Consider the following 13,196-nt stretch of genomic DNA (forward strand, 5'->3'; position numbering starts at 1 on the left):
GCTCACAACTTCAGATCGAGCAGCCCATCGCCCAGATCCTCGTCAGACAACGTCTGCTGGATCAGTGCGCGATGCGCTTGCTCGCTCCATAGTTCGAACTTGTCGCCCATGCCCATCAGCACCGCCTTCTTCTCGATGCCGACCGCGTTGCGGTGGCTCGACGGCAGGCTGATGCGGCCATTGCCATCCAGTTCCAGATGGGCGGCCGAGCCGACAAGTTTCTGCTGCAGGGTGCGCACCACGCGCTGGGTGTTGGGCTTGGCCATCACGTCGTCGCGCACCCGCTCCCACTCCTGCTCGGCGTACAGCCACAGGCACCCGGCTTCGAACGGGTTGTAGGTCAGCACCAGGCGGTTGCCGCTGGCACGCGCGACCAGGTCGCGGTAGGCGGTGGGCACCGCCATGCGTCCCTTGTCGTCAACCGTGATGGCCGTCTCGCCTTGAAACACGCCGTCTCTACCTTCAGTGCCTGATGTCGCCTGGGCGGTCATTGAACCACGGAAAACCACAAAAAACCCGGTTTTCCCTCGGATGACCACCTTAGCAGCGGGCGAAGGCTTGTCAACAACTTTTAGCGGGCAAAATCGTCATTCGCATCAAGGGCTTGCGCCGATCTTTAGAGACTTGTTCAAACTTTATCCACAAGTTGCTGTTTCGTCTCAAATTTTGAGATTTCAAGGAAATTCAGGCGTGTGGAAGCCGCGTGAAAACGCCGCCCGGGCAGGCCCACCATTCAGCGCGCCGTGGCCGCGACCCGCGCAGGCAGGCACACTGGCGCCATGTGCCTGGTCGCGCTCGCCTGGAAATCCCACCCCCGCTGGCGCCTGTTCATGGCAGGCAACCGCGACGAGTTCCACGCCCGCCCGAGCGCGGCCCTGGCGCGCTGGCCGGCGCCGCACGAGGGCGTGGTCGCCGGCCGCGACCTGCGCTCGGGCGGCACCTGGATGGGCATCGGCGGCAACGGCCGCGTGGCGGTGATCACCAATGTGCGCGACCCCGGCGCCACCAGCGGCGGACCGTCGCGCGGCGCCCTGGTGGCCGACTACCTGGCCGGCGCCGGCCCCTCTGCGGCCGGGCAGGTCGAGCGGCTGGCGGCCCAGGCCGGCGACTACGCACCGTTCAACCTGCTGCTGGCCGACGCCGACGGCTGCCACTACCTGGGCAACCACCCGCCGGCACGGCAGGCCCTGGCACCGGGCGTGCACGGCATGTCCAACGGCGCGCTCGACGCGCCGTGGCCGAAAACCCGGCGCCTGGCAGCCGCGCTGGAGGACTGGCTGGGACGGGACGACCCGCCGCTGGACGACCTGTGGGCCGCGCTCGCCGACGAATGGCGCCCGGACGACGCCGAACTGCCGGCGACCGGCATCACCCTGCCGCTGGAGCGCCTGCTGTCGGCCGCCTTCATCCGCGGCCAGGACTACGGCACCCGCGCCAGCACCGTGATCGCCATCGACCACGACGGCCACGGCTTCATCGCCGAACGCCGCTTCGGCCCGCAAGGCGTGTTCCTGGGCCACAGCCGGCTGGATATCGCGCCCTGACCACACCGCGGCACGCGTATCGCCCCACGCACCCACCCCGATGCGAAGCGGGCAAACCATGCCTTCGAAGCAGCGCCCCACATCACGACCAGCGCAAGAATCAGGCCGCTTCAACACCTGCCCGACGCGACGCGACGCGACGCGAAGCGAGCATAGCCATTCCACCGGAGCAGCGACTCCAGACCACGACCAGCGCAAGGACCAGCCCGCTCCTACACCTGCCAGACGCGATGCGAAGCGAGCAAAGCCATGCCACCGGAGCAGCAGCTCCACACCACGACCAGCGCAAGGATCAGCCCGCTCCTACGCCTGCCCGACGCGATGCGAAGCGAGCAAAGCCATGCCACCGGAGCAGCAGCTCCAGACCACGACCACCGCAAGAATCAGCTCGCTCCTACGCCTGCCCGACGCGACGCGAAGCGAGCAAAGCCATGCCACCGGAGCAGCAGCTCCAGACCACGACCAGCGCAAAGATCAGCCCGCTTCTACGCCGGCCGAACGCGATGCGAAGCGAGCAAAGCCATGCAACCGGAGCCACAGCCCCCTTTAGTAAAGGGGGCGCGCCGACAGGCGCGGGGTTGTGGAGGGCAAAGGGCCCGGGGCCCACAGTTTTGTACCGCCTCCGCGGTACAAAACTGTGGGGCTTTTCCCGCCAGCAGGCGGGAAAAGCGGCGGAGCCGGCCTGTAAGCCGGGTTCTGTCGTGGACAGTCATTCTTCTAGGCGCCACGTCACCGTGACGCTCGAGCAACCTACCCGGACCCGACGCGGGCCACGCCATTAGGTCCCTATTTGGTCTTGCTCCAGGTGGGGTTTGCCGTGCCGGTCCGTTACCGGACTCGCGGTGCGCTCTTACCGCACCATTTCACCCTTACCGGCCTCCCGAAGGAGACGTAGGCGGTATCTTTCTGTTGCACTTTCCGTCGGCTCGCGCCGCCCAGGCGTTACCTGGCACCTTGCCCTGTGGAGCCCGGACTTTCCTCGGCGTTCCCGAAGGAACGACGCGACTGTCCGGCCGACTCCGCCGTGCGCATTGTACGTGCTGGCGGCGGCGCTGCGGGCATTACCGCGAAAGTCCGCCGGACAGACTTCAGGTTCCGGCATGCGCGGCCTGTCGCCGCGGCGACTGCCCCGGCCCCGGGCGGCAGGCAACGCCCCACCCGCGCCCGTGCCAGGGCGCGGCCTCAACCGCCGTACAGCAGCTTGCGCGGCGCGCCGCTCAGTTCGGCGGCGAGCTTGGCCGCGATGGACGGCGGCAGGTGTTCCTTGAGCCGGGCATGCAGCCGGCGGCCTTCGGCGATCTTCGCCGCTTCGTCGTCGGCCGCGCCCTGCACCATCACCACGAACTCGCCCTTGCGCTGGTTGTCGTCGGCGTCGACCGCCGCGCACAGTTGCGCCAGGGTGCCGTCGAGCACGGTTTCGAACAGCTTGGTCAGTTCGCGCGCGACCACCGCCGGGCGTTCATCGCCGAACGCGGCGGCCATGTCGGCCAGCGACTCGGCGATGCGGTGCGAGGATTCGTAGAACACCAGGGTGCCGGTTTCACCGGCCAGGCGCTGCAGGCGTTCGCGCCGGGCCGCCGCCTTGGCCGGCAGGAAGCCCTCGAACACGAACCGGTCGCTGGGCAGGCCGGCCACGCTCAAGGCGGCGATCGCCGCGCAGGCGCCGGGCACCGGGCTGACCTTCACCCCGGCCGCACGCGCCGCGCGCACCAGGCGGAAGCCCGGATCGCTGACCAGCGGGGTGCCGGCGTCGCTCACCACCGCCATCGATTCACCGCCGAGCAGGCGCGCCACCACGCGCTCGGCCATCGCCTCCTCGTTGTGGTCGTGCAGCGCCACCAGCGGCCGGCTGATGCCGAAGTGCGACAGCAGCTGACCGGTATGGCGCGTGTCCTCGGCGCAGATCGCGGCCACCGACCGCAGTACCTCCTGCGCGCGCGGACTCAGGTCGGCAAGGTTGCCGATCGGGGTGGCGACAACGTACAGGGTGGCGGGGGCGGCGGGCATCATCGGCTTTTCCATGGGCAAGGGTAGAATCCTACCGTGTCACCCACCCGGCGCCGCCGCGTGCCGTTGAACGGACCCCGAATGAACAAGCCCGCCGCACGGATCACCGCCCTGTCCCTGTCGCTGCTGCTGTTGGCCGCTTGCGCCACCACCGGCCCGGCACCGACCACCTCGCCGGGGCAGCAGGCCGCCATCGCCCTGCTCGAACAGGGCAAACCGCGCGAAGCCGCGCAGCAGCTGGAAGCCGAAGCCGCGCTGGTCCGCGGCGCCGCAAAGGCACAGTTGCTGGCCGATGCCGCGTTCGCCTGGCACGAAGCCAACGACGATGCGCGCGCACGCATGCTGCTGCCGCAGGTGCAGGCGCGCCAGCTGAGCGGCGCCAGCCGCCAGCGCCATGCCCTGCTGGGCGCGGAACTGGCGCTGGCCGACAAGCAGCCGGCCGCCGCACTGCAGGCGCTGGGCACGCAGCAGCCCGACCTGTTGCCGGCGGCGCAGCAGGCGCGCTGGCACCTGGCCCGCGGCCAGGCACTGGAAGCCAATGGCGACGCCTTCGCCGCGGCCGCTGCCCGCGCCCGTGCCGGCGTGCTGCTGGCCGGTGCCGCGCGTACCGACAACCAGCGCGCCATCACCCGCCTGCTGGCCGGGCTGGACGACGCCACCCTGGCCAGCCGCAGCGCCGCGCTGGCGGCCGGCGACCCGCTCTACAACCATGCAGGGCGCGCGCTGATCGGCCGCGGCCTGCCGCTGCCGCGTCCGTTCGAGCGCGATGCCGCGTGGCAACTGGATACCAGCAAGCGCCCGCCGGCCGACGCCGACGGCTATCGCCCGCCGTTGAAGATGGCGGTGCTGCTGCCGCTGTCCGGCACCCTGGCCACGGCCGCCGCGCCGGTGCGCGATGGCCTGCTGGCCGGTTACTACGGCGAGTACCGGCGCCGCCCGCAGGTCGATTTCATCGACACCCGCGGCACGCCGGCCGGCGCCATCGCCGCCTACGACAAGGCGGTGGCCGGCGGCGCCGATTTCGTGGTCGGCCCGCTCGGCCGCGACGAGGTCGACGCGCTGTTCGGCCGCGAGCCGCTGCAGGTGCCGCTGCTGGCGCTCAACCGTGGCAAGGACAGCCCGCCCGCGGGCAGCGCCGGTTTTTCGCTGGCACCGGAGGACGACGGCATCATGGCCGCCGAATACCTGTTGGCGCGCGAGCGCGGCAAGGTGCTGGTGATCGGCAGCAACGACGACAACGGCCGCCGCGCCACCGCCGCCTTCGGCGAGCGCTTTGCCGAGCGCGGCGGCAAGGTTGTCGCCAGCCTCACCGTCGGCGACGCCCCCGGCGACATCGGCGCGCGCCTGCGCCAGGCCGGCGCGGTGGACGCGGTGTTCCTGGCGGTCAAGGGCCCGCAGGCACGGGCGCTGGCACCGCAGCTGGCGCTGGCCGGCATCGGTGGCGCCACCCGCGTGGGCACCTCGCAGCTGGTGTCGGGCACCGGCAAGGCCGAGGAGGACATGGCGCTGGACGGCATCGCGTTCCCGAGCGAGGCATGGACGGTGCGTGGCGCGGCGGGCCTGCCCGCGGCCAGCGAGCTGGCCGCCACCCTGCCGACCGCGCGTGGTGCCGCCGCGCGCCTGTTCGCTTTCGGTTTCGACGCCTGGAAGATCTCCGCCTACCTGGAAAAGCTGGCCAACAGCACCCAGGGCGGCCTGGCCGGCGCCACCGGCACCCTGCACCTGGACGGCTTCGGCAACGTGCTGCGCACCCCGGCGTGGTCCACCTTCAGCGCCGGCCAGCCGGTGCCGATCGGTGATGGCCGCTGACCAGGCCGCACGCGGCGCCGCGGTGGAAGCCGCCGCGCGCCGCCACCTGGAGCAGGCCGGCCTGCGCTGGCTCGCCGGCAACGTCCGTTACCGCGGTGGCGAACTCGACCTGGTGATGGCGGACCCGGCCACCGGCGGCATCGTCTTCGTGGAAGTGCGCTACCGCCGCAGCCGCGCGTTCGGCGGCGGCGCCGCCTCGGTGGATGCCGGCAAGCGCCGGCGCCTGCTGCTGGCCGCACAGCTGTACCTGGGCGCGCACCCCGCCCACGCGCAGGCACCGTGCCGCTTCGACGTGGTCGAAGCCAGTGGCGAGCCGCCGCAGCTGCACTGGCTGCGCGACGCCTTCCGCGCCGACGACAGCTGATGCCCAGCGTGTTCACCCATGCCGCCGTGCCGCTGGCCCTGTACTGCGCCAGCCGGCGCGGCCACATCTCCGCGCGGCTGCTCTGCGTCGGCATCGTCGCCGCGGTGCTGCCCGATGCCGACGTGCTGGCGTTTGCCCTGCATATTCCTTATGCCGATGCCTTCGGCCATCGCGGCGCCAGCCATTCGCTGCTGTTCTGCGCGGTGCTGGCGGCGCTGGCACTGGCCCTGCACCGGCCGCTGCGCGCGGGGCCGGCGCGGGCGGCGGGCTTCGTCTTCGCCTGCGCGCTGTCGCACCCGCTGCTCGACGCGCTCACTTCCGGCGGCCTCGGCGTCGCGCTGGGGTGGCCGTGGAGCGACGCGCGCCTGTTCGCCCCGTGGCGGCCGATCCGCGTTTCGCCCTTCGCCAATGGCTTCTTCAGCGCACGCGGCCTGCAGACCGTGCTGTCCGAACTGCGCTGGGTGTGGCTGCCGCTGGCGCTGGCGGTACTCGGCTGGCGCCTGATCCACTCCCGTTCCCCTGCCGGTTCCCGCACCCCATGAACGCCCTGCCCGCCGTATTCGACCAGACGCTCTCCGACCTGCTCGGCGCGCACTGGCGCACCGACCCCGCCGCCCTGGCCGCGCACGCACAGGACAACTCCTGGCGGCACGCGCTGCCGCTGGGCGTGGCGCTGCCGGAGGACCGCGCGCAGGTGCAGGCCATCGTGCGGGCGTGCCGCGCGCACGGCGTGCCGCTGGTCGGGCGCGGCGCCGGCACCGGCACCACCGGCGCCGCGGTGCCGGTCGCAGGCGGCATCGTGCTGTCGTTCGCGCGCATGAACCGCATCCTCGCGCTGCGCCCCGGCGACCGCTGCGCGGTGGTCGAGCCAGGCGTGCTCAACGGCGAGCTGCAGCAGGCGCTGATGCCGCATGGCCTGTTCTGGCCGCCGGACCCGTCCAGCTTCGAGAGCTGCAGCATCGGCGGCAACCTGGCCACCAATGCCGGCGGCCCGCGCGCGGTGAAATACGGCACCACCCGCGACAACGTGCTCGGGCTGGTGGCGGTGACCGGCGCCGGCGAACTGATCGAATGCGGCGGCCCGTGGACCAAGGACGCCACCGGCTACGACCTCACCCACCTGCTGGTCGGCAGCGAGGGCACGCTGGCGCTGATCGTCGAAGCCACGCTCAGGCTGGCGCCGCGGCCACGCGCGCAGGCCGGGCTGCGCGTGCTCTACCGCGACGCGTCCAGCGCCGCGGCGGCGGTGTCGCGGGTGATGGCACAGCCGGCCACCCCGACCACGCTGGAGTTCATGGACGCGCGCAGCCTGGAACTGCTGCGCGGCAACGGCGCGCAGGTGCCCGATGCCGGGGCGATGCTGCTGATCGACGCCGACGGCGATGACGACACCCTGCCCACCAGCCTGCACGCGCTGGCCCAGGCGGCCGAGGGCGAGGGCCTGCTGGCGCTGGACGTGGCGATGGACGGCAGCGCGCGCGAGCGGCTGTGGGCGGCGCGGCGCGCATTGTCGCCGGCGCTGAAGAGCATCGCGCCGGGCAAGATCAACGAGGACGTGGTGGTGCCGGTCTCACGCATCCCCGAACTGGTGGCCGGGGTGCAGGCGCTGTCGGCGCGCTTCGCGCTGCCCATCGTCACCTTCGGCCATGCCGGCAACGGCAACCTGCACGTCAACATCCTCTACCACCCCGATGACCCCGGCGAGAACGCGCGCGCGCACGCCGCGCTGCCGGAGGTGTTCGCACTGGCGCTCGGGCTGGGGGGCACCCTGTCCGGCGAGCACGGCATCGGCCTGGCCAAGCGCGACTTCATGGCACAGGCCTTCACCCCGGCCACGCTGGCGGCGATGCGCGCGATCAAGCAGGCGCTGGACCCGGACGGCATCCTCAATCCGGGCAAGGTACTGCCCCCCGCGTAGGCCCGTCGCCACCACCACGCGGGGCAATGGACCCTGGACATCGCCCCGCGCAGTCCGCCGCGCGCCGGGCCGCGGCATGCAACGCCCACGACGTCGACGCCTGGCCGGCGCGGGTCCACGAAGAAGCGGTGTTCACCGCGCCCTGCGGTCGCCAATTACTCCCGGAAACCAGCGGCGTGCGGCGCGGCAAGGCGGCCATCCGCGCCAGCTGGAACACAGGGCTGGCGCGCGCATCCCGACCTATGCGTCCAGGCCGATGCGGCATCCGCCGGCGTCGATGCCCGGGTCATCGCCTGCACCTGCAAGGCGTTCGAGTGAATGAGGTACCGCACGTTTCAGGCGGGTAGGTGATCCAGGGCGATGGCACCTGCCCGCTCGGCACACCCCGACCCGTGCGCGCCGAGCGGCACCGCCGCGCACATGCCGGCGCGGCGGGCGACCTACGCCGTGAAATGGCGATAGCCCGCGGCACGCTCGCCGCCGGCATCGCCCTCGCAGCGGACGCCGCGCCCCCCGGCGATCACGCCGATGCGCGTCAACGGCAGCGCCAGCGTCGATGACAGCGCATGCAGTGCCTGGCGCCGTTCCGGCGCGGCGGTGAAGCACAGTTCGTAGTCGTCGCCGCCGCGCAGCGCGCAGTCGCGCGCGACATCGGTCCCCAGCGCGTCGCACAGGGCGGACGACAACGGCAGCGCATCGGCCTGCACCACCGCGGCCACGCCGCTGCGCGAGGCGATGTGGCCGAGGTCGGCGAGCAGGCCATCGGAGACGTCGGCCGCCGCATGCGCCAGTCCACGCAGCGCCAGCCCCAGCCGCAGCCGCGGCATCGGCCGCTGCAGCCGTTGGCGCAGGCGTTCGCAATCGGCGTCGGCCGCGGCGACGCGCACGTCCAGCCGGCCCTGCTGCCACAGCCGCAGCGCGCCGGCGGCGTCGCCAGGATGACCGCTGATCCAGATGTCGTCGCCCACCCGCGCACAGTCGCGGCGCAGTGCCTGCGCGGCCGGCAGCTGCCCGATCGCGGTGATCGAGATCGACAACGGCCCGCGCGTGGTGTCGCCGCCGACCACGGCGATGCCGCTGGCATCGGCCAGTGCGAACAGCCCGTCGGCGAAGGCATCCAGCCAGTCGCCCTCGGCCTGCGGCAGGGACAGCGACAGCGTGCACCAGGCCGGCACGGCGCCCATCGCCGCCAGGTCGGACAGATTGGTCGCCAGCGCCTTCCAGCCGATGTCGGCCGGGGCGCTCTCGGCCGGGAAGTGCACGCCGGCATTGAGGGTGTCGGCGGTGACCGCCAGCTGCTGCCCCGACGCCGGCTGCAGCAGCGCCGCGTCGTCGCCGATGCCCAGCACGATGTCGGCGCGCGCCCGGGTGCGGCGCGCGATGCGTTCGATCAGGGCGAACTCGTCAAGGCTCATGGGCAGGCATTCCTGGAACGAAAACGCCGGCGCCGCTGCGGCCGGCCCCGGCGTCGTGCTGGAAGCGGCCGGCGCACCCGCGCACCGGCAGCGGCGTTACTGGCCCGATTCGACCTTGCGCCATTCCACGGCGGCGCGGTCGAGCACGCCATTGACGTAGGTGTGGCCATGCTCGGAGCCGAAACGCTTGGCGGTCTCGATGGCCTCGTTGATCACCACCCGGTACGGCACGTCGACGCGGTGGCGCAGCTCGTAGGCGGCCACGCGCAGCACCGCGCGTTCGATCGCGTCGACCTCTTCGACCGGGCGATCCACGAACGGCGCCAGCGCCTCGTCCAGCTCGCGGCGGTGGTCGAGCACCCCGCGCAGCAGGTTCTCGAAGTAGGCCAGGTCGGCCACTTCGTGGGCCTGCTCGTGGGCGAACTGGGCCAGCAGCGACTCGGCGTTGCCGCCGGAGATCTGCCACGCATAGATCGCCTGCAGCGCGCGGCGGCGCGCGCGCGAACGCAGCACCGGGTCGACGCCGTCGCGGCGGAAGGGCTTGCCGGCAGGCTTGCCGTGGTTCTTGTTGCTCATGGCAGCTGCTCCAGAAGATTGACCATTTCCAACGCCGCCAGTGCGGCTTCTTCGCCCTTGTTGCCGTGGCTGCCGCCGGCGCGGGCCTCGGCATCCTCCACCCGTTCGACCGCCAGCACGCCGTTGAGCACTGGCACGCCGAAATCCAGCTGCGCGCGCATCAGCCCCTCGGCGCAGCGGTCGGCCACGTGCTCGTAGTGGCGGGTGTCGCCGCGGATCACGCAGCCCAGGGTGATGATGGCCGCATGCCGGCCGGCGGCGGCCAGGCGGGTGGCGACCAGCGGGATCTCCCAGGCGCCGGGCACGCGTACCACGTCGATGGCGTCCTCGCCGATGCCGTTGCCGGCCAGGCTCTGCCGCGCGCCGGCCACCAGCACGTCGGTGATGCGCGCGTTCCAGCGGCTGGCGATGATGACGAAACGGGCCGATCCGGCCGGGCGGAGGTCGCCTTCGTAGTGGCTCATGGGGCGGTGCGATGCAAAAGGTGGGTCAGTTTACCGTGTAGGTGCGGGGCGTGCCCCGCACACGACGGCCGCGGCGCGGGACCAGGCCGCCCCGCGGCGCTCAGGGCTGCAGGGTCTCGACGATCTCCAGGCCATACCCGGCCAGGCCGATCTGCCGGCGCGGGGTGCCGAGCACGCGCAGCTTGCCCAGGCCCAGGTCGGCCAGGATCTGCGCGCCGGCACCGTTGCGGCGCCACTGGCCCACATCCTTGTCCTTGCCGGCCGGGCGCACTTCCGGCTCGCGCCGCAGGCGCGCCAGCAGCGCGTCGGAATCGCGCGGCGCCGACAGCACCACCATCACCCCGTGGCCCTCGCCGGCGATGGCGCGCAGCGCGTCGGTGGCGGCCACGCCGAAATCGTCGCGGCGCCAGTGCAGCAGATCGGCCAGCGGGTTCTCGACCTGCACCCGCACCAGGGTCGGGGTGTCCTTGTGCGGCTGGCCCTTGACCAGCGCGAAATGCAGGTCGTGGGCGATGCGGTCGCGGTAGGTGACCAGGGTGAAGGCGCCGAACTCGGTGTCGATCTCGCGCGCGTCCACGCGTTCGACGGTGTGCTCGGTGGCCAGGCGGTAGGCGATCAGGTCGGCGATCGAGCCCATCTTCAGCCCGTGCTCGCGCGCGAACACCTCCAGCTCGGGACGCCGCGCCATGGTGCCGTCGGGGTTGAGGATTTCCACCAGCACGCCGGCCGGCTCCAGCCCGGCCAGCATCGCCAGGTCGACCCCGGCCTCGGTGTGGCCGGCGCGGGTCAGCACGCCGCCGGGCTGGGCGATCAGCGGGAAGATGTGGCCGGGCTGGTGCAGGTCCGACGGCCGCGCATCGGGCCTGACCGCGGTGCGGATGGTGTGGGCGCGGTCGGCGGCGGAGATGCCGGTGGTCACGCCCTCGGCGGCCTCGATGCTGACCGTGAAGTTGGTCTGGAACTGCGCGGTGTTGGCGCGCACCATCGGCGCCAGCCCGAGCTGGCCGGCGCGCTCGCGGGTCAGCGGCAGGCACACCAGGCCACGGCCATGGGTGACCATGAAATTGATGTCCGACGGCTTGACCAGCTCGGCGGCCATGATCAGGTCGCCTTCGTTCTCGCGGTCCTCGTCGTCGACGATCACCACCATGCGGCCAGCGCGGATCTCTTCCAGCAGTTCGGGGACGGGGGCAAAGTTCATGCGCTGGCTCCCTGGCCTTGTAGATGCCGGCCGTCGGCCGGCATTCCGATCAGTTTTTCCACATAGCGCGCCACCAGGTCGATTTCCAGATTGACGGCGTCGCCGACGCCGGTGTGGGCGAAACGGGTATGGGCGACGGTGTGCGGAATCAGCGCCACCTCGAAACCGGCGTCGTCGGCCTCGTTGACGGTGAGGCTGACGCCATCGACGCAGATCGAGCCCTTCTTCGCGATGTATTTCAGCAGGGGTGCGGGCGCGGCGAAGCGCCAGCGCTGCGCGCGGGCGTCGTCATGGATCGACAGTACCGTACCGATGCCATCGACGTGGCCGCTGACCAGGTGGCCGCCGAGGCGGTCGCTCGGGCGCATGGCGCGCTCCAGGTTCAACGCCGCGCCGACCGCGAGCCGGCCGAGCGTGGTCAGGCCCAGGGTCTCGGTGGAGGCATCGGCCTGGAACGAGTTGGCGTCGAATGCGATCACGGTCAGGCACACGCCGTTGACCGCGATGCTCTCGCCCAGCCGCACCTGCTCGAACGGCAGGCTGCCGACCTCGAAGGTAAAGCGGACGTCGCCGCCGACGGGCTCATGCGCGGCCAGGCGGCCGACGCCTTCGATGATGCCGGTGAACATCAGCGCACCCCCATGGCCAGCGGCCGGGAGAGCGGATGGAGGATGGAGAGGGTTTTCATGAACGTTTCCCGCGGTTGGAGAGCGAAAAACGCCGCAAGGCATACAGGCACACGCACGGCGGGGCCGCGCGCGGGCCGTCTTCTTTCATCCGGACTCTAGGCGGCACCGCATTCGCGGCATCGCCAACCGTCGGCTCCGGCATCGGACCGGATCTGCTGACCCTCGGCCGCTGGAACCCGCATGGTGCGGATTCCCGCGAGCGGACTCGCGTGCCGGCCTCGGCGCTCGCGGGCTCGTGCGCGCTCCCCTCGGGGAACCGCGCACCTACCGCCGGTGGGGAATTACACCCCGCCCTGAAGACGTTCGTGGTTGCCGGCGAACCGGCCGGCGCATTGTACCAGCCCGCCCGCAGCGGACCTGTCCGGCAGATGGATGGCAGTGTTGCAGCAGCAGCCCACCTCCGTAGGTGCCGTGCTTGCCCGGCACGGCTTTCGCGAACCGTGGCGGGAGCGTGCGGGGCGAGCCCCGCACCTACGGGATGGCGGGGTGCAGCAGCAGGTCCTTGCCGACCCTGTGCGGGGCGGGCTCCGCACCTACCTCCAGCGGCCGCGCACTTTCGCCCGCACGTGCGCTCCTGCACCTCGCGGCGACAGCGCGCCTCCGTAGGTGCCGGGCTTGCCCGGCACGGCTTTCCGCGAATCGTGGCGGGAGCGTGCGGGGCGAGCCCCGCACCTACGGGATGGCGGGGTGCAGCAGCAGGTCCTTGCCGACCCTGTGCGGGGTGAGCCCCGCACCTACCCCCAGCGGCCGCGCCCCATCGCCTGCACATACGCTCCTGCACGTTGCGGCGGCATCGCATCTCCGTAGGTGCCGGGCTTGCCCGGCACGGCTTTCCACGAATCGTGGCGGGAGCGTGCGGGGCGAGCCCCGCACCTACGGGGTGGCGGGGTGCAGCGGCAGGTCCTTGCCGACCCTGTGCGGGGCGGGCTCCGCACCTACCTCCAGCGGCCGCACATCCTCGCCCGCACATGCACTCCTGCACGTTGCGGCGGCATCGCATCTCCGTAGGTGCCGGGCTTGCCCGGCACGGCTTTTAGCGAACCGTGGCGGGAGCGTGCGGGGCGAGCCCCGCACCTACGGGATGGCGGGGTGCAGCCGCAGGTCCTTGCCAACCCTGTGCGGGGCGAGCCCCGCACCTACCCCCAGCGGCCGCACGCCCTCGCCCGCACGTGCGCTCCTGCACGTTGCGGCGGCAGCGCACCTCCGTAG

General features: G+C 72.0%; 13 protein-coding genes and 1 other RNA gene. 6 read left to right on the plus strand and 8 right to left on the minus strand.

Going from position 1 to position 13,196, the window contains the following annotated elements:
• Positions 1–2 precede the first annotated feature (2 nt).
• Positions 3–404 carry a division/cell wall cluster transcriptional repressor MraZ gene (locus tag ACJ7VY_RS13625; RefSeq protein WP_232528718.1) on the minus strand — a complete coding sequence of 134 codons (402 nt, stop codon included), beginning with the start codon at positions 402–404 and terminating at the stop codon, positions 3–5.
• A gap of 375 nt (positions 405–779) precedes the next feature.
• Between ACJ7VY_RS13625 and ACJ7VY_RS13630 the strand changes: the two genes are divergently transcribed.
• Positions 780–1,544: an NRDE family protein gene (locus ACJ7VY_RS13630; protein ID WP_409475834.1), complete on the plus strand. Its 765-nt coding sequence runs from the start codon at positions 780–782 to the stop codon at positions 1,542–1,544.
• A gap of 669 nt (positions 1,545–2,213) precedes the next feature.
• On the opposite strand, the gene rnpB is transcribed toward ACJ7VY_RS13630, so the two are convergent.
• Together rnpB and rsmI are read right to left on the minus strand one after the other, a co-directional pair.
• An RNA gene (gene rnpB / locus ACJ7VY_RS13635) (RNase P RNA component class A) lies at positions 2,214–2,565 on the minus strand.
• Between the two features lie 161 nt (positions 2,566–2,726).
• Positions 2,727–3,551 carry a 16S rRNA (cytidine(1402)-2'-O)-methyltransferase gene (gene rsmI, locus ACJ7VY_RS13640; RefSeq protein WP_409475835.1) on the minus strand — a complete coding sequence of 275 codons (825 nt, stop codon included), beginning with the start codon at positions 3,549–3,551 and terminating at the stop codon, positions 2,727–2,729.
• Between the two features lie 81 nt (positions 3,552–3,632).
• Here rsmI and ACJ7VY_RS13645 point away from each other — a divergent pair, with 81 nt between their 5' ends.
• The 5 genes from ACJ7VY_RS13645 to ACJ7VY_RS13665 are packed head-to-tail and all read left to right on the plus strand — an operon-like array spanning position 3,633 to position 7,989.
• Positions 3,633–5,360, plus strand: a complete 1,728-nt coding sequence (locus ACJ7VY_RS13645; RefSeq protein WP_240213255.1) for a penicillin-binding protein activator — start codon at positions 3,633–3,635, stop codon at positions 5,358–5,360.
• A complete protein-coding gene (locus tag ACJ7VY_RS13650; RefSeq protein ID WP_104939608.1) occupies positions 5,350–5,724 on the plus strand; it encodes a YraN family protein in 375 nt (124 codons plus the stop codon). Before ACJ7VY_RS13645 ends, ACJ7VY_RS13650 begins: the two co-directional genes overlap by 11 nt.
• Entirely contained in the window at positions 5,724–6,266 is a 543-nt protein-coding gene (locus tag ACJ7VY_RS13655; RefSeq protein WP_312345566.1) for a metal-dependent hydrolase, read from the plus strand. Before ACJ7VY_RS13650 ends, ACJ7VY_RS13655 begins: the two co-directional genes overlap by 1 nt.
• Complete coding sequence (locus tag ACJ7VY_RS13660) at positions 6,263–7,642, plus strand: FAD-binding oxidoreductase (protein ID WP_409475836.1); 1,380 nt, start codon at positions 6,263–6,265, stop codon at positions 7,640–7,642. The genes ACJ7VY_RS13655 and ACJ7VY_RS13660 overlap by 4 nt, the downstream gene beginning before the upstream one ends.
• Before the next feature lie 26 nt (positions 7,643–7,668).
• A complete protein-coding gene (locus ACJ7VY_RS13665) occupies positions 7,669–7,989 on the plus strand; it encodes a nuclear transport factor 2 family protein (RefSeq protein ID WP_409475837.1) in 321 nt (106 codons plus the stop codon).
• A 93-nt stretch (positions 7,990–8,082) separates the two neighbouring features.
• On the opposite strand, the gene thiL is transcribed toward ACJ7VY_RS13665, so the two are convergent.
• The 5 genes from thiL to ACJ7VY_RS13690 form a co-directional block, all read right to left on the minus strand.
• The gene (thiL, locus tag ACJ7VY_RS13670; protein WP_161613792.1) at positions 8,083–9,057 is read right to left on the minus strand and encodes a thiamine-phosphate kinase; all 975 of its coding nucleotides are present in this window, start codon (positions 9,055–9,057) and stop codon (positions 8,083–8,085) included.
• A 96-nt stretch (positions 9,058–9,153) separates the two neighbouring features.
• Positions 9,154–9,633, minus strand: coding sequence for a transcription antitermination factor NusB (gene nusB, locus ACJ7VY_RS13675; RefSeq protein ID WP_104939612.1), 480 nt, complete (start codon positions 9,631–9,633; stop codon positions 9,154–9,156).
• Complete coding sequence (gene ribH, locus ACJ7VY_RS13680; protein WP_054667615.1) at positions 9,630–10,097, minus strand: 6,7-dimethyl-8-ribityllumazine synthase; 468 nt, start codon at positions 10,095–10,097, stop codon at positions 9,630–9,632. Before ribH ends, nusB begins: the two co-directional genes overlap by 4 nt.
• A 100-nt stretch (positions 10,098–10,197) precedes the next feature.
• Positions 10,198–11,298 (minus strand): 3,4-dihydroxy-2-butanone-4-phosphate synthase, encoded by a 1,101-nt coding sequence (gene ribB, locus ACJ7VY_RS13685; RefSeq protein WP_293765246.1) that lies wholly within the window; start codon positions 11,296–11,298, stop codon positions 10,198–10,200.
• Positions 11,295–11,927 (minus strand): riboflavin synthase, encoded by a 633-nt coding sequence (locus ACJ7VY_RS13690; protein WP_409475838.1) that lies wholly within the window; start codon positions 11,925–11,927, stop codon positions 11,295–11,297. The genes ribB and ACJ7VY_RS13690 overlap by 4 nt, the downstream gene beginning before the upstream one ends.
• Between the last annotated feature and the right edge of the window lie 1,269 nt (positions 11,928–13,196).

This window comes from Stenotrophomonas sp. Y-13 (genome assembly GCF_046267925.1).
Taxonomy (GTDB): Bacteria; Pseudomonadota; Gammaproteobacteria; order Xanthomonadales; family Xanthomonadaceae; genus Stenotrophomonas; species Stenotrophomonas acidaminiphila_A.